This window comes from Actinomycetota bacterium (assembly GCA_040757835.1).
Lineage (GTDB): Bacteria > Actinomycetota > Geothermincolia > Geothermincolales > RBG-13-55-18 > SURF-21.
In genome coordinates, this window is sequence record JBFLWJ010000005.1 from 72,199 (window position 1) to 92,118 (window position 19,920).

Genomic DNA, 19,920 nt, shown 5'->3' on the forward strand with positions numbered 1-19,920 from the left:
TCAGTTCTCACCTCCGAAATCCAGTCGCCACAGACTCTCACGTTTCCCGCCCTCTCCTCCCCTCAGCCAGCGCAGGAGCCGGGTCGAGCCCTCCTTGAAACCACGGGAGAAGGACTTGCTCATGAGCGCCTTGAGCAGGTCGCTCTGGAGCGTGATCCTTCCCCTGCTGAGCCGAGAGATGATGCCTGCGACCCCCTCCCCGCTCCCCGCCAGGTTCAGGATCCCGGTGAGGCAGCCGCCCCCGAAACAGAGCAGGGACTCCGCGATGGAGGGCATGGCACCGGTCACGCCACGCATGATGACATCGCCGAGGAAGCCGGCACAGCCACAGAAGAGCACGTATGCGGCCTTGTTGGCGAAGCGCGTTACCGCCGCCCAGGCCAGCGTGGAGAGTGCTACGCCTCTGCCGGTGAGCAAAGTTCCCCCCGCGGAGAACCACCCCGACGCCAGCGCCTGCGCCGCGCCGTGGGAGAGGAGCCCCGACGTCACCAGCTTGCCTATACTTCCGGTGGCGCCGCCGATAAGGAAAGAGGCCAGCACGCCCATGGGAGATACTTTTCTCCCCGTGGCGAGACAGAACCCGATATAGACGAGGGAATCCGCGCACCCGTGGACGAGAAAGGCCTTGCCCAGTCCCAGCCACCCCAGGCTCGACCATCCCGTTCCGATGAGCGGCGCGAGATACGACAGCAGCAGGCAGGCACCCGCGGCTATGGCCCCCACACTGAGGGACGCGAGGAAGCACCCGCCGAAGGTAAACGAGTCTCCCGCGGCAAAGGCATAGTAGATGGCGTAGCCGATGGCGGCCAGGCTGCCCACCACGCACGCGACGACAGTGGCGAACACGGAGAGGCCGAAAAGCAGCGCGGCGCCCACCACCGCCAGGCAGACTAAGGCCGCCGCCGCCAGCCCGGCCAGCACCGCCTGTACGTAGCGGTTGGAGAGCGCCGCCCTGACCGCTTCGGCCAGGCCCCTGCACACCGGAACCAGCCACGGCTCGATGCAGGCGCGGTAAAAGGCCGCGAAGGCTCCCCCCACCGCGCGGGCCGCGCGGCAGGTCCAGCGCCACACCGCTCCCAAGGCCTTGCCCGCCGTGTCCACCGCCCAGTGGAAAGCCTTGCCGATGACCTTTCCCGCGGCGCCGAAGCCGCGGCCCAGCCAGTCGAAGAACCCCCCGCCGGAACGATGGGCGAAAAAGGTATCGAGGGCCTTCTGGTCCTCCCAGGGACCGAGGAACAGGCTCTCGGAAGGGTCCAGCACCCGCCCCTGCAGGAGCGGCAGGGGGTCCAGGGCCACCCCGTTGAGATAGATCCCGAAGTGTAGATGGGGCACGGAGCAGGAATGGTCCTTTGCCCCGTCGCTCGTGCCCAGCGCCTGCCCGGCCTGCACCTCCTGGCCGCTCCGCACCGCCGGCGACGCCAGGGAGACGTAGGTGGTCTTGAAACCGCCCCGGTGGATGACGCTAACGCACGTGCCCACGGGCGTGCTCCCGGCGAAGCTCACCGTGCCGTCCGCCGAGGCGCGGACCTCGCTGCCACGCGCCAGGGCGATATCTATGCCCGCATGGCCCCCAGCGCCGTACGGACCCTGCGGGGGGTTGAACGGTCGTATGACCGCACCCCTGGCCGGCCACGCGAAGGAGGGCGCCACCCCCCCGGCCGCGATGGCCGGGGGAGACAGCGGGTGGAAGGAGATGATGAGGAGGGTTAAGAGGAGGATGATAAGAAGGGGCTGGGCTGATGCCCGGCTCGTGAAGGGTGCCTTTCCGCCCCTCCAGCCGCCAGGCGGTCGCCCTTGCGGACGACCCGCCTGGAAAGCCCGCCGGTCCCCGGGCAAGGCCACGTTAGCGGGGGACCCGGACGGGCTTCCCTTATGTGCCGGCCTCTCGGGGCGGTTCTCCTTCCAGGTGAGAGACAATTCAATAGACCTCCAGCACGATCGCGGAGGAATGGCTCAGTCCGCCTGCGTCAAAGACCTCGAGAACGACCTGAAAACGGGCAGGTATGACCGCGGGATCGTAGACGTGCTGTGCCCTGGGCCCCTCGATCACCGTGCCGTCGCCGCAGTGCCAGACGTAGCGGACGATGCCGCCATCGGGGTCGTAGGAGGCGCTGCCGTCCATGGCCACGTAAAAGGGCGCGGGCCCGCTGTTCGCGGAGACGGAGGGCACGGCGCGGGGCGGGAGGTTGACGGCTGGAGGCGGTACCGCGGGGGGTGAGACCGGTCGCGGGGACTGTGCCGCCGGAGCCGGTGAAGGCGTGGCCATGGAGGTGGGGACCACGGATGAACCAGGCTGCTCCTGCGGCTGGCCGCCGCCGGTCTCCGCGGACGTTCCCCCGTCCGCACCGGTGCTGATGACCAGGCATACCGCATCGCCGGGCTGCAGCGGCGACCCCTCGGCGGGCTCCTGAGCCGCGACCCGTCCGGCGGACCACAACCGCGACGGTGCCTCGCGTGTGGTGCAGCGCAGTCCCAGCCCATCGAGTATCTCCTCGGCTTCCGCGGCGGTAAGTCCCTGCAGGTCCGGCAGGGTGATCCTCTCCTCGAAGGCGGCGGATTCCCGCTCCGTCTCGGGCGGCTTGCCACGGAGGAGGCCCCCTGCCGCGGCAAATGCGACCCACAGCGCCAGGCCGCCTGCGAGTATGAGCAGGAGGTTGCGGAGGAGGCGTCCGCGGGGACGCCGCGACAGGTCCACGAGGGACGGTGAGGTCTCGTTCTCCAGGAACGAGAGGCCGCCTCCGCTTCCCGGCGGCGGCAACACGGCGCCGGCCCCGGGGACAGGTATGCCGGGGGCGGCATCGCCTTCCGCGGCCTCCAGCGCCTCCAGCAGCAGCCGCGGAGAGGAAGGCCGGCGGCGCGGGAGCGGATCTACCGCCATGCGCAGCAGGGAACTCAGGCGCTCGCCGGGCTCGGCCGGCAGCATCTCGCGCACCATGACCGCCAGGGCGTAGACGTCGGAGGTGCGCGAGCCCTCTTTCTTCCCGTCGGTCTCCGGGGCCCGGTAGGGGGAGACCCGTGACGCCAGCTCCGGCTCCAGCTCCTCCAGGACCCATGAGAAGCCCACCCGCAGGAGCTTCACGTCGCCCCTGCCGTCCAGGACCACCTGTCCCGGGTTGAGGCCCAGGTAATAGAGCCCCCTGCCGTAAGCCTCCGCCAGCACCTCCACCGCCGCGTGGACGACCTCCGCCACCTGCCGCCGCGGCAGTTCACCCGTGCCCGCCAGCACCTCGGAGAGGAGGGCTCCTCCCGTCCTCTCCCTGACCATGCAGACAAAGCCTTCTTCCTCGTCATGGTCCCAGGCGAGGAGGCTGGCTATGTGGGGCCCGTGCACGAGCATGGCCGCGTCCAGGATCTCCCCTATGCGCTGCGCCGAGACCGGGGAGTCCGCCTCCAACTCGAGGACGTCTACCTCGACTTCCGACCCGTAGGTGCTATCGACGGCGATGTAGGTGGAAAGGGCCTTCCCCTTATGCAGCCCCTCCGTCACCCGGTACCTGTCCGCCAGCGTCCTGCCGATCATTTTCACTCCCCAAACCTTATAATCATGTTATATAACTTTATAATTTTTATTATCTTTGTCAAGTATTATTTTGCTGAAGCGCCTGCCGGATAGCAGCGCCAAGGCACGGGTCTCCGCGTGGTGGAAACCGTGTTGCGGGAGCGTGGCGATGCGGCGACCTCGATGCCTGCGGGGACTTGCTCCCGGCACGGCGTGATGAGAAGCTCAGGGTGTTCTCGCGGCCGGTCCCTATGCTGGAACACGTAATAGTACCTATAATTATTAAGTAAGGCCGTCAGGGTGGGTAGCTGCGGGGGAAGGCTGAAAGCCGCTTGTTGGAGGCGTTGGATGCGACTTAAAAGGAGGAAGCTCCCGGGGGATCCCGGCGGGAAACCACACATCGACGGCGAGGGGCGGGCTGAAAATGCCTTCCCCCGCGGAGAGGAGCATTTTCGCAAGCTCATCGAGAACGCCATGGACCTGGTCGTTTTGCTGCTAGCGGATGGGACCATTACCTACGTAGGTCCGTCGGTATGGCATCTCCTGGGCTACGATCCCGTAGAAATGACCGGCGAGAACATCATTTCCTTCATCCACCCCGAGGAGGTGGAGGGCGCACGCGCCGCCCTGGCCTTCGCGGCGGGCCGTCCTGGAGACACTAAATATTTCGAGCTCAGAGTACTCCACCGTGACGGCTCCTGGCGCCTGCACGAGGCCAGCGCCCGCAACCTTCTTGGCGATCCCGGCATAGGCGGATTGGTCATCAACTCCCGCGATATAACCGAACGTAAACAGGCGGAGCGACTTATCGAGTTGCAGAGGGACCTCGAAGTGAAGCTGGGGGCGACCACGGACCAGTTCGAGGCGCTCAGCGTCTCCCTGGACGTGATCCTCGAGGCGACTGGCCTCGATTGCGGCCGTATCTACATCCTCGAAAATGAAACGGGCGGATTACGGCTCGTGCAACACCGCGGCCTATCGCAAGCCTTCGTGGATACGGCAAGATATTATGATGCGGCTTCCTCGCAAACCGCATTGGTCAGAGCGGGCGAAGTGCTATTCTTGAGCTACGAGGAATCCCCGGCAGAGAAGACCGGTGCCCATGTCGAAGAGGGGCTCAAGGTTGGCGCCTTTTCTCCCATTATCGTTGAGGGCCAAATCATAGGCTGTATTGACCTGGCGTCGCACGAGATGGAGGAGGTCCCGGCGGTCACCCGGAACATCCTCGAGATCATGCTGGGCCGGGTCGGTCAGATCCTGGCCCGCATCCGCCTCAATGCCGCCATACGCAAGTCCGAGGAGCGCTACCGCCTGCTGCACGACTACGCAGGCGAGGCGATCTTTACCTTCGATCGTGATCTCGTGCTGCGTAGCGTGAACCACGCCACCGTCGAGAAGATCGGGTATGGCCGGGAGGAGATACAGGGGCGCAACGTGCTGGAGCTCGGCGTCCTGCACCCGGACGACCACGCGAGGGTGGTGAGAAGCATCGAGAGGCTCTTCGCGGGGGAGAGCCCCACCAAGAACAGATTACGCCTCATAGCCAAAGACGGATCCGTGAAACTGTTCGATGTCACTTCGGCGGGCATCTTCGATGACGAGGGTAATATAGTCGCCGTCTCGAACGTCGCCCTGGACATCACGGAACAGGCGAAGGCGGAAGAAGCCCTGAGGCGGAGCGAGGAGTATTTCCGCGCTCTGATCGAGAAATCAACCGATGTAATAACCATCCTCGATGCCACCGGGGTGATTATCTACGAGAGTCCATCCCTGCAGCAGTTCCTGGGTTACCGTCCCGAGGAGTTGACAGGCAGGAACGTCTTCGACTACCTGCACCCCGATGATACCCCCGTGGCCCTTGCCGCCTTCTGGAAGGGACTGGACATCCCCGGCGACTCCTCCTACATAGAGGTACGTTTCAGGCATAAGGACGGGTCCTGGCGCTGGTTCGGGGGGACGGGAAGAAACCTGCTCGACGATCCGGCGGTGCACGGTATCCTGCTCAATTCCCACGATATAACGGAGCGCGTGGAGATCGAACATGCGCTCTTGGACAGCAAGAGGGCGCAGGTCACGCTCTTGAGCAACCTTCCCGGCATGGCCTACCGCTGCCGCGTCGACCCCGACTGGACCATGGAATTCGTCAGCGAGGGAAGCTTCGAGCTCACAGGGTACAGACCCGAGGAACTCGTCGATGATCCGCAGGTCGCTTTTGGTTCGCATCTCATCCGGCCGGACTTCCGTGAATACGTGCAGCGTGAGGTGCAGGAGGCCCTGAAGATGGACCGCGCCTACGAGTTGGTCTACCCGATAACAACCCGGCAGGGTACGGAGAAGTGGGTGTGGGAGCGGGGGAGAGGTGTCCACTATCCGCGGGGGAACATCTTCATCGAGGGATTCATCAGCGATATAACCGACCGTAAGCAGGCGGAGGAAGCATTGCGCATCCAGCGCGACCTGGCTTTCAGATTGAGCGGGGAGAGCGATCTTGCCAGTGTTTTGAAGGTGTCTCTCCGGGCAATCCTGGATACGAGCGGCCTGGAAAGCGGTGCCGTCTACCTGGTTGACGAGGAGACAGGGGCGCTTGACCTCGCGTTCTCGCTCGGGCTCTCGAGAGATTTCGTGGAGAGCGCGAGGCACCTGGAAGCCGACTCGGCCCAGGCAGCCGTCGTCAGGGAAGGCCGAGCGGTATTCGGCAGGGTAAGAGGCGCCGAGCTGGCCATGAGCGATAGGTTAAACGCAGAAGGCATCAAGTCCGTCTACATTGTGCCTATACTCCACGAGGGCCGTGCCGTCGGATCGGTTCTCGTATCCTCCCATACCTCTGAAGAGATCTCCCAACACGTACGGGATATCGTAGAGATCCTGGCGGGCCAGATCGCCCAGGCCGTGGCGCGTGCGAGGTTGATCTCCGCCCTGGGAGATTCTGAGAAAAAATACCGGCTCCTCCACGATCATGCCGGGGAGGCCATCTTCACCTACGACCGGGAATTGAGGCTCACGAGCATCAATCGCATCGCCTGCGAGGAGATAGGCTTCTCAGAAGAGGAGTTGCTTGGAAGAAGCGTCCTGGACCTGGGCATAATCTATGACGAAGATATGGAGGTTACGGAGCGCAACATAGAAGAGTTGCTCTCTAAAGAAAGAGAGGTTGTGCGAGAGGAGATCAGGTTCCGCCACCGGGACGGCAGCATCATCATAGCCGACGTGTCCTCGGCGGCCCTCTATGACGATAACGGCGAAGTGATGGCCATTACCAACATCGCGACGGACGTGACCGAGCAACGCCGAGCGGAGGAGGCTCTGAAGACATCTGAGACTACATACCGGGAGATCTTCAATGCCGCTAACGACGGTATCTTCGTGCACGACCTGGAGACGGGAGCCATCCTGGACGTAAACGAGAAGATGGGCGAGATGTACGGGGTCTCCCGGATCGAAGCGTTAGGTATGGGCGTGGAGGACTTGAGCTCCGGCGTGCATCCGTATACCGGGAAAGAAGCCGCGGAACTGGTCCGTAAAGCTGCTGCCGGAGAGCCCCAACTCTTCGAGTGGCACGCAAAAGATGCGAACGGCCGTCTTTTCTGGGTGGAGGTCAGCCTCAAGCGGGCGGTCATCGCGGGAACGGACAGGGTTCTGGCTCTGGTGAGGGATATCAGCGAGAGGAAGAAGTCAGAAGAGGCACTGAGGAGCAGCGAGGAGAGATACCGCGCCACCTTCGAGTCCACCGGCACGGCCATGGGTATAATCGAATCGGACGGCAGTATCTCCGTGACCAACTCCGAGTTCGAGAGATTAGTCGGTTATACCCAGAAAGAGATCGAGGGCAGGAAGAGGTACTGGGAATTCGTGCACCCTGATGACGTAGGGACGATGAAAGCCTATGCCAGGGATATGGTCAGCGGGGAGTTGCCCATGCCGTTCCAATACGAATGCAGGTTGCGGCATCGGGAGGGAGGAACGCTGACGGTACTGGTTAGCGTGAACGCCCTGCCGGGCACCACGAAGAGCGTGGTCTCCCTGATAGATATCACGGACCGCAAACTCGCGGAGGAAGTGCTGCGCAAGAGCGAGGAACAATACCGCGCCACCTTCGAGACCACGGGCACGGCGATGTTCCTGGTCGAAGAGAACGCCGTCCTTTCGGGTGCCAACCGGGAGATGGAGAAGATCTTCGGTTACTCTCGCGATGAAGTAGTCGGCAAGATGAAGTATATGCAGCTCGTGATGCCCGAGGAAGTCGATAAGGTAAAGCGAATGTCCTCCAGGATATTGCGGGGAGAACTCGAGGGCCCCATACAATACGAGATCAAGGCGAGGCATAAGAGCGGCAGGGCTGTCGACGCTCTGATTAATATAAATACAATACCAGGGACGGGCAAGAGCGTGGTATCACTCATCGATATATCCATGAATAAAGCATATGAACGCCAGCTAGAGGAGAACGCGGAGCAGATGCGTGACTTCCTGGATGTCGCGGCCCATGAACTGCGCCATCCGGCCACTCTGCTCAAGGGCTACGCCATGACCCTGGAGAAACGGGGAGCGGAGATCGGTGATGAAAACCGGCAGGCTTGCTTGCAGGGGATCGAGGCGGGCGCCGATCGCCTCGTATATGTTGTGGATGAGTTGTTGAACGCGTCCCGCCTCCAGCGCGGCAGATTCTCCATCACCAGGGAGGAAGCGCCTCTGGAAGCTATCGCCATGAAAGCGGTAGAGGAGATAAGGCTGCGGGGAACGGGCCGGGACATATCGCTGGAATTGCCCGACGACATGAGTATGGCCAGCGTCGACACCGACAGCATGATGCGCCTGTTCATCATACTCCTGGACAACGCGGTCAAGTATTCGCCTCATGGATCGGCGGTCGAGCTGAAGGGAGAGGTGGGGAGCGGAGAAATGATCTTCTCGGTCATGGACCGGGGTGTGGGCATCCCACTCAAGGACCGGGAGAAGGTCTTCGATCGCTTCTTCCAGGTCGGCAGCGTGCGGCATCATAGCGGCCCTGGCCTGGGGCTGGGGTTGTACATAGGCAAGCGCATCGTCGAAGCGCACGGGGGCCGCATCTGGTATGAGCCGCGGGTGGGCGGCGGCTCCATCTTCAGATTCTCCGTGCCCACCGCCCCGTACCCGGGGAAGAGCCGGTAAGAGGACCCGCCCGACGGCGCTCGCGCTAACGGCGGCTGGTACCGGCATTATCCTGCTGAATGTCCTGTAGAGGGAACGGGGTCAAGGCTTCTTGTTTGTTACATTCCACCTGACGTATCTACAAGGTCCCAGGATACACGAATGCAAGAAACAAGACCCCCGACCAACGGTGAACAGATCGCAGCGTATCAGTATGAATCCGGCACCACCGGGAGGATGACGCGCGACGCCGCCCCCGCACGGCTGTGCAGCAGTATCATGCTGTACCCCCAAGACGGCCAGCAGGTGACGAGGTCCGCCGTGGAAACCACCAGCCTGATGCGGCTTCCGGCCTCGAAGCGATGGTAGCACGCCTGCATCTCCACCGGGCTCTGCGGACTCATCAGCTTCCATACCTTGCCGGCATCGGCGAGCCCCTCGTAGTTGTGCCCCTCGTAGAAGCCGCGGCTTATGAGTATCTCCTCGCCATCCGGGGTGACCTCGTAGAGCCAGGGTATCAACTGCGCGAACACGGACGATGACTGGTAGTAGGGCTCGAAGCGGGGGGGACCCATGATGGTCACGTCCTCCCGCAACGGCTCGCTGGTGAAGTCCGTCTCGGTGAAGGGTATCTCCAGGAGCTTCAACCTGCGCGGCATGTCCATGACCTCTCCCCCCATGAGCTGCGGGGCATCCTGGAAATAGGGGAGGGAGACGGAGCCGGTGAGCCCCATGTTCAGAAGCAGGTTGTACCCGAAGGCCCGCGTGGGGCCGGAAGTGGTGAGCGTGGCGCGGCCGTCGCGGCCCGCTCCCCCCAGGAAGTACGATACCTGCTCCGTGCCCGGGACGGGATAGGCCCCCGCCTCGCCGTAGTCACCGGGGGCGTGGTCGCGGTAGAAGGCCACCGGCGCCTCGTCCTCGACCCCGTTCTCGATCCCCTTGAGGAAGCGGTCGAACCACTTGTCCACCTGCTCCAGCACCCACGCGCTCTCGGGGCTGCCCAGGCCCTCGACCGGGTAGGGCCCGGGGTAGCACCCCAGGTGGCCGTGGTTGGTGATGATGATGCGCTTGGGGGCTTCCGTGTATTCGTAGGCCATGAGCCCCTCGTTGGCGTAGAAGAGGTCGTCGTTCCACCCGGCCAGGATCAGCATGGGTGCGGTGATGGGATGCTCCACCACCCCGTCGTACTCCTCGTCGCACCAGTACCGCGCGGAGCGCTGCTTGAGCCAGCCGCGGGCGAACCACTCGTCCTTTACGCGCCGCTCCATGGCTATCCCGTAGACGTAGGGGAGGTCGTTGCTGAGGCTGGTGACGGGCGGGATCAACTTCCACATGGCGGCGAGGATCGCCTGCAGCTTCTGCCAGCCGTCGGACCTCTGGTCCATGGAGATGGCCAGCATGTTCATCATGAACCCCGACAGCTCGCCCATATAGGTCATGCCCAGCAGGCCTGAGACCCAGAAGAGCTTGAGCACGTCGTTGGGATAGAGGGAGAACTGCAAGTCGAAGGAGCCATGCATGGGGACCACGGCCCGGATACGCTCGTCCCCCGGGTCACCGGGGCGGGGGTCCTTGCGGGGGGCCATGAGATAGGAGAAGCAGCCGCCCATGGAGGCGCCGGTGATGCCTGCCACGGCGCCCTTGTCGTCGGTGAGGAGGGGGAAACGGCCGTCGCCCTCGAGCAGGCTGATGATATGGCTCACGTCCTTCATCTCGTGCTCGGGGTCCATGCACCCCACCTCGCCCCCGGCCCCGAACCAGCCCCTCGCGGTGAAGGCCACGCCCACATAGCCCTTGGCGGCGTAGTACTCCGCCGCCCACTCGGCCATGGACTTGTCCATGGTCCAGCCGTGGACGACGAGGATGGCCGGGAAGACCTCCCCGGGGTCCGCGTCCTCTGGATAGTACACGGACACCGGCAGGGTGATGCCGTCCCACATGGTCCAGTCCTCGGTGATCTTCGCCACCTCGTGGCCGGAGGCCGTCTCGGAGGCTGCTTCCGTGGGCGCGGCAGCCGCCGGCACGACCGTGCCGCCCAGCGGCAGGACCAGCAACAGGACCAGGAACAGGACAAGGATGGAGCATGGCCGGAACTTCGTCATCATAATCCCCCCTCATGCGCGCAAGCTTGCGTCCTCAAAGCCGGAAAGGTGCAGGGCTCTGGTGCGACTCGATGGTATTCCCCCGCTCCCAGGGTAGCAAAACCCCGCGGCGAAAGGAAGCGTTTTCAGACATATCGCGCCGCCGTATTCAGGCGTGCCGGCTAAGCGCCGCGGCGGCGCGAGGACCACACCTTGTAGGTGTTGAAGAGGTAGTTGTGTCCGTAGCGCGCCAGGTAGGCCGGGATGTGCGCCGGCGGCTCCCGGTAGCCCGGCACCTCACGCATGGTAACCGCGTTTTCCGGGCAGGCGACGGCGCACAGGCCGCAGCCGATGCAGCGCTCCACCTTCTGCTCCACCCTTTTTAAGTCGCCTTCGCCCGCCACTTCCACCGCCTTCATGGTGCACACCCGTGCGCACTTGCCGCAGGCGTTGCAGGCCCGCAGGTCGATATGGGGCAGGTAGTGCGGGGGGGCGATGAAGCCGGGGACGTTGAACTCTGTTATCTGGCGCAGGGCGTCGCAGCAGCAGCCGCAGCAGGAACAGGAGCACCGGAAGGACTTCGAGCTGCGGTCGTTGAGCATCCAGGTGATCAGGCCCTCCTTCTCCGCCGCTTTCTTTATCTCCACCGCCTCCTGCCTGTCCACCCTGCGCGCGCGCCCCTCACTGGCGAGCCTGGAAGTGAAGCTCCCCATGACCATGCACACCTCCAGGGGCCTCCCGCACCCCTCGCCCAGCATGGTCTTGGTGAGGCGGCACTGGCACACCCCTACGGCGAAATCGTCGTAGTCGTCCATGATGGCTTCCAGGCGGTCCGACGGCATGGCCATGGGTATGGCCTCCACGGCTTCAGCCACCGGCAGGTAGCGCACGGAGTGCGTGGGCCTGCTGTTGTATTCCGCCACGTACCCGGTGGCGAACAGGGCCTCGAAGAGCTCCGCGAAACGCCGGTGCCAGGGGGTGACGCTCTCCGGCGATCTTCGTATCAGCACGTGCTCGAAGGTCCCCGGCACGATAGGCAGGATGGCGAAGCGTTCACGGTGCTCCTTTCCCACCGAGATGAGGAGGTATTTCTCGTGGGCCAGGCGGTGCAGGATCTCTCTCACCTCGGAGACGGGCCTGCCCGATGCCGCGGCTATGGATGCTGCGCCCTTGAGTCGCCACGGCTTGATGTGCCGCACTATCTCCGCTTCCTCTTCGGTGTACATGTGCTCGACCAGGGCGATGAACTCGTCGCAGATGGGCGGACCGATCAGCAGCGGGCTGGAGTAGGACCTCGCCACGTCGAGGTGCGCTCGCGACACCCCCGGATAGTCCCCGAGCTTCCTCATGGTCGCGCGGACGCCACCGTCCATCTTCTTCCCCCTTCTTCCGTCCAAGGCAGCCGTGTCTCGATTATGACACAGGATCTTCAAACGGACACCTGCACCCGCTCTCCCCCGCGGGCCGGATGTTATAATCTGCATGACGAGGGGAGGTTTCGCGGGATGAAGGTCTTTCTCAATGGCAGCGTCATCGACGAGACCGAAGCGTTCATCGCGGCTAACGACCGCGGGGTGCTATTCGGCGACGGTGTCTTCGAGACCTTACGGGCCTACAACGGCAGGCCCTTCCGTATGGACCGCCACCTGGACCGCCTGAAGGCGGGTTGCCGTGAACTGCGGATAACACCCGTCCCGTCCGACGACGGGCTGGCCGACGCCATCGACCAGCTCTACCGGCTCAACGTGGTCAGCGGCGACGCCTACGTGCGTATAACCCTCACCGGGGGCTGGTTTGACGGCAGTCGCAGCCTGGAGAGGTCCTCCGACCCAAACGTCCATATCGTGGTCAAGCCTTTCGAGGGATACCCGCGGGAGTGGTACGAGAGCGGCATACGGATCGTCGTGTCTTCCGTCCGCAGCAACGAGGGTTCGCCTCTCTCGCGCATCAAGAGCACCAACTACCTGGACAATCTCATCGCCAAGCAGGAGGCCCGGGAGCGGGGCGCGGACGACGCGCTTATGCTCAACTGCGGCGGCTACCTGGCCGAGGGCACCTCCTCCAACCTCTTCCTGGTACGGCGGGGCAAGCTGGCCACCCCGGGAGTGGAGTGCGGGCTGCTCCCCGGGGTCACCCGCGAGGCGGTCATGGAGCTGTGCGAGGAATACGGGGTGGCCTGCGATACCGCCTTTCTCTCCCTGGAAGACCTCCTGGGGGCCGACGAGGCCTTCTTCACCATGAGCACGGGGGAGATCGTGCCCATCGCGGAAGTGGAGGGCACCCCCATCGGCTTGAGATGCCCCGGACCCATCACCATCCGGCTCTCCGCCGCCTACCATGACCTGGTGAGACGGGAGCTGGGGGGCTGACCCCATCCGTTACCCCATCGGAGAGGGCGGCGAAGATGGCCTTGCCCTTGTCCAGGGTCTCCTGGTACTCGTCCGCGGGGTCGGAGTCCGCCACGATGCCCCCGCCCACCTGGAAGTACGCCATGTCCCCCTTGCAGATGATGGTGCGGATGGCGATGTTCAGGTCGTACTTGCCGTTGTACCCCAGGTAGCCGATGCTCCCGGTATAGACGCTGCGCGCCGTGGGCTCCAGCTCGTCGATGATCTCCATGGAGCGGATCTTGGGGGCGCCGGTGATGGAGCCTCCCGGGAAACTCCCCTTGAGCAGGTCGATGACGTCGCGCCCGGGGTGGAGTTCGCCCACCACGGTGGAGACCAGGTGGTGCACGGTGGCGTAGTGCTCGATTACCGCGTGCTCCTCCACCTCCACGCTGCCGTATTCGCATACCCTGCCCAGGTCGTTCCGCTCGAGGTCGACGATCATGGAGAGCTCGGCGCGGTCCTTGGCGCTGGCCAGCAGCTCCTCGGCCAGGCGCCGGTCCTCCCGGGGGTCGTCGGAGCGCCGCCGCGTGCCCTTGATGGGGCGCGTCTCCACATGCCCGCCCTCTCCTGCGAGATAGCGTTCCGGGGAGGAGGAGCACACCTGGCCGTCCACGGCGTTGAAATAGGCGGCGAAGGGCGCCGCGTTGAGGCGGCGCAGCCTGCGGTAGAGCACCCAGGGGTGCTCGCGCAGGGGGGCCTGGAAGCGCTGGGAAAGGTTTGCCTGGTAGATATCCCCGGCAAGGATATATTCCTTCACCCGTCCTACCGCCTCCATGTATTCGTCACGGCTGAAGTTGGAGACGAAACTCGCCTCTGCGGGATGCGGCGGCGAGGGGTATTCCGGCGCGGTCCCCTCCAGGCGGCTCTCCGCCTCGGCCAGCACCTTCCCGGGGTCCTCGGGATGCGCCGCCGCGATCCAGGTCCTGCCGCTGGCGTGGTCATGGGCCAGCACGCGGTCGTAGAAAGCGAAACACATCTCGGGCAGCCCAAGGTCGTCCACCGCCCGTTCCGGCAGCTTCTCCAGGCAGCGGCCCAGCTCGTAGGAGAGGTAACCCATCCCCCCGCCGAGGAAGGGCGGAAGGCCTCGCGCCGCATCCTCCAGGCGGTACTCCCCCAGGGCCGCTCTCAGGGCGTTGAAGGGGTTTTCGCTGGTCTCTTCGGTCGTGCCTCCGCGACGCCACCAGCGGCAACCGCGCCCGCGGGTGGTGAGCACCAGGTAGGGGTCGAAACCGATGAAGGAATATCTTCCCAGTCTCTCCATGACCAGGCTCGAGTCCAGGAAGCAGGCGTAAGGGGAAAGGGCGATGCGGTGGAAGATGTCCTCCATGGCCGGGGCGCCCGCCAGCTCGCGCACCTCGAGGCGCAGCAGCGTCCCCTCCCCCTGTCCGAGCGCGGTCATGAGCATACCTCCAGGAAGTTGGCGAGGAGCCGCAGCCCCTCGGGGGTCATGAAGGATTCCGGGTGGAACTGGATGCCCTCCACCGGGTATTCGCGGTGCCGCACCCCCATGATCAACCCGTCATCGGTGCGGGCGCTCACCTCCAGGTCCGGCGGGAAGCCCTCCTCCAGGATGGCCAGGGAATGGTAGCGGGCCGCCTCCATGGGGCTGGGCAGGCCGGCGAACACCCCGCGTCCGTCGTGCTCCACCCGCGAGGTCTTGCCGTGCATGACGTAAGGGGCGCGGTCCACAGTGCCGCCGTAGACCTCGCCGATGCACTGGTGCCCCAGGCACACGCCCAGCACCGGGATGCGGGGGCCGAACGCGCGGATGATGTCTTTCGAGAGCCCGGCGTCGCGCGGGGCCTTGGGCCCTGGCGACACCACGATACCCGCCGGGGCGAGCGCCGCAACCGCTTCCAGGTCGGTGTGGTCGTTGCGGAAAACCACCAGGTCCGCCCCCAGCCGCCCCAGGCACTGCACCAGGTTGTAGGTGAAGGAGTCGTAGTTGTCGATCATCAGTATCTTGCCGCCTGCCACACCATCCCCTCTTCTTATGTAAAAAGAAAAACCCAGCCTTTCCTCCGGCTGGGTGCCGACTTCAAGAGTCGCCTGACATACCGTTGCATGCGGATTATAGCACAATGTTGGGTTATCATTAAGGAGGTAAGATCTTCGTCTCCGGCTGTGTCAGACGGGAGGTTGCGGTGATGTCCAGGAAAACGGCGGCGTTCTTGACTATCCTGTGCGTGCTGGTCGTGGTGGCCCTCTGCGGGGCCGGTTGCGGCGGCACCAGCACCAGAACCGAGACGACCATGGAGGTGCCGCAGCTGGACGACGGGCCCATCAGCGGCGTGCTCGAGGAAGGGGTGTGGACGTATAAGGGCATACCCTATGCCGCCCCGCCCGTGGGCGATCTGCGCTGGAGGGAACCCCAGCCGGTGGAGCCCTGGCAGGACGTGCTCGCCTGCGACTCCTACGGGCCGTCCTGCCCGCAGCCCAATGACGACTGGACGGGCATGATGGACGTGGGCTACACCGACGAGGACTGCCTCTACCTCAACGTATGGACCCCGGCTCAGGACCCCGGCGAGGGTTTGCCGGTGATGGTGTGGATCCACGGCGGGGCCTTCCGCAGCGGCTCCGGCTCCCTGGCCATCTATGACGGACACAACCTGGCGGAGAAGGACGTGGTGGTGGTGACCATCAACTACCGCCTGGGCGCGCTGGGGCTCATGGCCCACCCCCTGCTCTCCGAGGAATCGGAGCACGGGGTCTCGGGCAACTACGGCCTGCTGGACCAGGTGGCCGCGCTGGAGTGGGTGAGGGACAATATCGACGTGCTCGGGGGAGACCCGGACAACGTCACCGTCTTCGGGGAATCGGCGGGAGGCATGAGCATCCTCGACCTCATGGTCAGCCCCCTGGCCGAGGGGCTCTTCGACCGCGCCATCGTGGAGAGCGGCCCCATGCTCGACCTGGGGCTGCCCATCAACGAGTTCCCGACCCTGGAGGAGGCGGAGAAGACCGGCGAGGAGATATCGCGGGAACTGGGCTGCGACGAGGAGGAGGACGAGCTGGCCGCCCTGAGGGAGGTATCCCCGGACGAGCTCCTCGCGGCTTCCTCGGGCGAGAACGAGTTCTTCAGCCCCATCAACCTCAGCCCCAACGTCGACGGCTACCTGCTCCCTGAGGTCCCGTCCGAGGCCTTCGCCGCGGGCGGGCAGCACGCCGTCCCCCTGCTCACCGGGGTCAACGCCAACGAGGGCACCATCTTCCTGCCCGACGTGACCCTCAACCAGTACCAGCTGATGGGAAACTACCTCTACGGGGAATACGCGACGGAGGTGGAGGCCCTCTATCCCGCCCAGACGGAGACCGAGGTCAAGGCGGCCATGGACCGGCTCATTACCGAGATGGGGTTCGGCGCTTCCGCCCGCTTCACGGCGGACTGCATGGAGAAGGTGGACGAGCCCGCATACCTGTACCTCTTCAACCAGGCCCCGTCGGACCCCCGCGTGCAGCAGTTGGGCGTCTTCCACGGCCTGGAGATCATGTACGTCTTCGGCAACCTGGACAAGGTAGCCATGGAGGGGGTCACGGAGGCGGACCATGCCCTCTCGGAGGCGATGATGGACTACTGGACGTCTTTCGCCAAGGAGGGTGACCCCAACGGAGGAGCGGCCGCGGCGTGGCCCGTCTACACGGCGGCGGCATCCGAATACATCGAGCTGGGAACCCCCATCACGACCGGGACGGACCTCTTCCAGCCCGCCTACGACATGGTGAAGAAGATAAGCGGCCTCTGAGCCAAGGCGGTCCAACACGTTGATGCTTCCTAGCGCTAAGGCCCGGCGCAGTAACTTCTATGGTATTCGCGGCTCCGGTTCACAGAGGTCGGCAGCTTGACGGATGGGCTGAAGCGAACTCATTGTAACCGACTGGGGCCGGCACCCATGCCGGCCCCAGTCGGTTTATTGCTGCGCTCTTATCTTTTTTTTGCCATCCTTCTGGCCAATCCGCCGCCTCCGGCCAGGGACATAAGGCCCATCAGGAGGCCGAAGAGCAGTACTCCCATCCCCGCGCCCATGCCGCAGGGCAGCGCGGGCGAGGTCACGGAGAAACCGCCGCTGAACCTGCCCTCGGTCCCGTCCGGGTTCCTGACCACCACGTCATAGGCGGCGACGGGCGCGCCTTGGAGATCGAGGTCACAGGTAATGAGCAGGCCCGAGACGACGTTAACATTGGTCGCGTTCACGACCGTGCCGCCGCCTTCAAGCCTGACCGAAGCCCCCGCGACGAACCCGCTGCCGGAAAGGCCGCTGATGCTCATACTCGAGTTCTGCACACCGGAAGCAGGTGCGATCGCCTTCACCACCGGCACGGGATGGCCATCTCCTCCGTCAACGGTATGCAGGATGGTGCCGTTCTCTCCCACCGCCCAGGCGATGTTCGCATCTAGCGCGGAGAGGTCCCTCAAGCTGGCCTGGCTGCTCCAGGACTGGACCCCCCAGCTAACCCCCCCGTCGTATGTCTTGGCGATGCCAAACAGGTTGGTGGTCCAGGCCGTGTTGGCATCGAGGAGCTGCGTCGTGTCGCCATTGGGGCTGGTCCCTGCCGGGACGGATATCCAGTTGACGCCGCCGTCGTTGGTCTTCTCAAGGGCGGGAAATGTCAAGGGAGGGAAGTAATTCCCCGAAGATGCAATGCCGAACGCCCAGGCCGTATCGGCATTCAGTGCGGATACTGAAAACCAGTGGGCGGTGCCCATTTTCGCCGACCAGTTAGCCCCGCCGTCGGAGGTCCGCAGTATAATGCCCCCTGTCGGAGTAACGGGCATGTTCCCGCCAGCCGCCCAGGCGGTGTTGACACCGATGGCGCATATCGAGAGCAGCTTGTTGGCGGGGTCGAAATAAACGACCGACCAGTTGACGCCCCCGTCAACGGTCCTGATGATAAAGCCCCCGCCCGACGAGTTCACACTGCCGCCCGCCGCCCAGCAGATATTGGCGTCCACCGCCGAGATCGCGGTGACCACGTAGTTGCTGTCGGCAGCCTGGGTGACCCAGCTCTGGCCCCCGTCGCTCGTCTTCATGAGCACGCCGTTACCGCCTATCCACGCGGTGTTCTGATTCACGGCGGATATGCAGGCCATGAGGGTAGACGCGCCCGAGCTCCGGCTCGTCCAGCTTGACCCTCCATCGGTAGTCCTGAGTACGCTCCCATCCGCTCCCACCGCCCAGCAGGTATTGGCATCCACGGCGTCGGCGCCCAGCAGGTGTATATTGGTGCCCGAATCCTGGTAGATCCAACCCTGCTGCGGCCTTTGGACGCTAAAGGGAAGCGCGTTAGAGGTCCCCTCCGGGGTATGCACGGTCACCTGCACGTCTCCGGCGGGCAACACCGGAACCTTGCACTTGATCTCCGTATCGGACCACGACACGTACTGAGTGACCGCAACCGTACCGAAGGAGACATAGGACGATCCCTGCGTCGCCCCGAACTTCGTTCCGCCGACCCGGATAACCTGCCAGGGCTGCCCCGATGTGGGGCTTACGACGCTTGCGTTGAGCACGGGATCGCCGCCGTTCACGGTATGCAATATCGTCCCGTTGTGTCCGACCGCCCAGACCAGGTTCTTGTCGGCCGCGTCGACCGAGAAGAGGCCGAACGGAAATCCCGATTTCTGTCTCGTCCAGGTAGCCCCACCGTCGGCGGTCCTGTAGATGACGCCTAGGTCCCCGACCACCCAGGCGTTGCCGGCGTCGGCGGCGGCTACGTCGCTGAATGCATCGTAGGTCCCCGCGCTCTGGCTGATCCAGGACGCACCTCCGTCACTGGTTTTAAATACAGTCCCGCTGCCGCCCACCAACCATGCCGTGCTGGCATCTATGGCGCAAATAGAGGAAGCCGGAGCATTGATGGAATCCTGTATCGCCCACGTACTGCCCCCGTTGGTGGTCTTGAGGATGACGCGGTGGGTATAACCGTCCGTCGCGTTATAGTCACCTCCCACGGCCCAGGCGGTATTGGCGTCCACCGCACATACGCAGTTCAGGATGTAAGCGATGCCGGAGGTCTGTTTTTTCCAGGTAGAACCCCCGTTGGTGGTCTTGAGTATCATGCCGTTATTTCCAACCGCCCAGGCCACCGAGGCGTTGGCGGCGGATACCGACATGAGCAGGTTGGTGGTCCCGGAGGTCTGCTTGCTCCAGGTGCTCCCGGCGTTAACGGTCTTGACGATGGTCCCGTACCCCCCCACGGCCCAAGCGACGTTCTTGTCGGCCGCGCACACCTCCTGCAGGTCCTCCAGAGTCCCGGAGGACTGGGTAGCCCATGTAGCTCCGCCGTCCGCGCTGTGGCGGATGTAGCCGGTGCTGCCCACCGCCCATATATTCTGCGCATCGGCCGCGGCCACGGAGAAAAGGAAGCTGGAGCCGCCCGTATCCTGCTGGTACCACCCCCCGGTGACTTCCGACCTTGCCGGTGGACTCGCAATGCCCAACATGGACGTGAGCACCAGCGCGACAAGCGCCAGGAACAATGGGCCCCTCACCCATCTGGATGTTTCTTTCATCGCATTCTCCCCCTTATCACGCAAACAGCGAGCATTGAGAACCCTCATCCGAACACCCTTCCACCGTCCTGGATACGATGTCCTCGTAAAACACCATGCATGGAATATACCGAAGAGGTTTCAGCGTTCTTCTCTTGGCGGACTACAGCGCGGACAATCCGACAGACACCCCCCATACGCCGCCACCGTGCCCTATTAGGCGACCCATGCTTCGGATATACACATTCCCAGATAATATTCAAACATATCTGGATGAAGCTGTAAATCTTCACCCCCATACGCATCTCCCAATCCCAATTCGCTACTATC

At 64.1% G+C, this 19,920-nt stretch carries 10 protein-coding genes; 3 read left to right on the forward strand and 7 right to left on the reverse strand.

Annotated features, from left to right (window positions below; all coding sequences use genetic code 11):
• Window positions 1-1,650 carry a M23 family metallopeptidase gene (locus AB1384_06845; protein ID MEW6553986.1) on the reverse strand — a complete coding sequence of 550 codons (1,650 nt, stop codon included), beginning with the start codon at window positions 1,648-1,650 and terminating at the stop codon, window positions 1-3.
• Window positions 1,651-1,918: 268 nt separating this feature from the next.
• Complete coding sequence (locus tag AB1384_06850) at window positions 1,919-3,520, reverse strand: PASTA domain-containing protein (protein ID MEW6553987.1); 1,602 nt, start codon at window positions 3,518-3,520, stop codon at window positions 1,919-1,921.
• Between the two features lie 327 nt (window positions 3,521-3,847).
• Between AB1384_06850 and AB1384_06855 the strand changes: the two genes are divergently transcribed.
• Entirely contained in the window at window positions 3,848-8,647 is a 4,800-nt protein-coding gene (locus tag AB1384_06855; GenBank protein ID MEW6553988.1) for a PAS domain S-box protein, read from the forward strand.
• A 188-nt stretch (window positions 8,648-8,835) separates the two neighbouring features.
• Here AB1384_06855 and AB1384_06860 read toward each other — a convergent pair whose 3' ends face one another.
• Window positions 8,836-10,731 carry a CocE/NonD family hydrolase gene (locus tag AB1384_06860; GenBank protein MEW6553989.1) on the reverse strand — a complete coding sequence of 632 codons (1,896 nt, stop codon included), beginning with the start codon at window positions 10,729-10,731 and terminating at the stop codon, window positions 8,836-8,838.
• A gap of 158 nt (window positions 10,732-10,889) precedes the next feature.
• Window positions 10,890-12,080, reverse strand: a complete 1,191-nt coding sequence (locus tag AB1384_06865) for a 4Fe-4S dicluster domain-containing protein (protein ID MEW6553990.1) — start codon at window positions 12,078-12,080, stop codon at window positions 10,890-10,892.
• 132 nt (window positions 12,081-12,212) lie between these two features.
• Between AB1384_06865 and AB1384_06870 the strand changes: the two genes are divergently transcribed.
• Window positions 12,213-13,076: an aminotransferase class IV gene (locus tag AB1384_06870; protein MEW6553991.1), complete on the forward strand. Its 864-nt coding sequence runs from the start codon at window positions 12,213-12,215 to the stop codon at window positions 13,074-13,076.
• Here the strand turns inward: AB1384_06870 and pabB are convergent.
• Together pabB and AB1384_06880 are read right to left on the reverse strand one after the other, a co-directional pair.
• Entirely contained in the window at window positions 13,018-14,496 is a 1,479-nt protein-coding gene (gene pabB, locus AB1384_06875) for an aminodeoxychorismate synthase component I (protein ID MEW6553992.1), read from the reverse strand. The two genes, AB1384_06870 and pabB, sit on opposite strands and share 59 nt — an antisense overlap.
• On the reverse strand, window positions 14,493-15,053 hold the full coding sequence (locus AB1384_06880; GenBank protein MEW6553993.1) for an aminodeoxychorismate/anthranilate synthase component II: 561 nt from the start codon (window positions 15,051-15,053) through the stop codon (window positions 14,493-14,495). The genes pabB and AB1384_06880 overlap by 4 nt, the downstream gene beginning before the upstream one ends.
• A 191-nt stretch (window positions 15,054-15,244) precedes the next feature.
• Between AB1384_06880 and AB1384_06885 the strand changes: the two genes are divergently transcribed.
• Window positions 15,245-16,843 carry a carboxylesterase/lipase family protein gene (locus AB1384_06885; GenBank protein ID MEW6553994.1) on the forward strand — a complete coding sequence of 533 codons (1,599 nt, stop codon included), beginning with the start codon at window positions 15,245-15,247 and terminating at the stop codon, window positions 16,841-16,843.
• 179 nt (window positions 16,844-17,022) lie between these two features.
• On the opposite strand, the gene AB1384_06890 is transcribed toward AB1384_06885, so the two are convergent.
• Window positions 17,023-19,611, reverse strand: coding sequence for a YCF48-related protein (locus AB1384_06890; GenBank protein MEW6553995.1), 2,589 nt, complete (start codon window positions 19,609-19,611; stop codon window positions 17,023-17,025).
• Window positions 19,612-19,920 lie beyond the last annotated feature (309 nt).

Excerpts from the sequence above, each read along its gene's own strand:
- AB1384_06850 (MEW6553987.1), bottom strand. The coding sequence starts at position 3,520 with ATGATCGGCAGGACGCTGGCGGACAGGTACCGGGTGACGGAGGGGCTG.
- AB1384_06855 (MEW6553988.1), top strand. The coding sequence starts at position 3,848 with ATGCGACTTAAAAGGAGGAAGCTCCCGGGGGATCCCGGCGGGAAACCA.
- AB1384_06860 (MEW6553989.1), bottom strand. The coding sequence starts at position 10,731 with ATGATGACGAAGTTCCGGCCATGCTCCATCCTTGTCCTGTTCCTGGTC.
- AB1384_06865 (MEW6553990.1), bottom strand. The coding sequence starts at position 12,080 with ATGGACGGTGGCGTCCGCGCGACCATGAGGAAGCTCGGGGACTATCCG.
- AB1384_06870 (MEW6553991.1), top strand. The coding sequence starts at position 12,213 with ATGAAGGTCTTTCTCAATGGCAGCGTCATCGACGAGACCGAAGCGTTC.
- pabB (MEW6553992.1), bottom strand. The coding sequence starts at position 14,496 with ATGACCGCGCTCGGACAGGGGGAGGGGACGCTGCTGCGCCTCGAGGTG.
- AB1384_06880 (MEW6553993.1), bottom strand. The coding sequence starts at position 15,053 with ATGATCGACAACTACGACTCCTTCACCTACAACCTGGTGCAGTGCCTG.
- AB1384_06885 (MEW6553994.1), top strand. The coding sequence starts at position 15,245 with ATGTCCAGGAAAACGGCGGCGTTCTTGACTATCCTGTGCGTGCTGGTC.
- AB1384_06890 (MEW6553995.1), bottom strand. The coding sequence starts at position 19,611 with ATGAAAGAAACATCCAGATGGGTGAGGGGCCCATTGTTCCTGGCGCTT.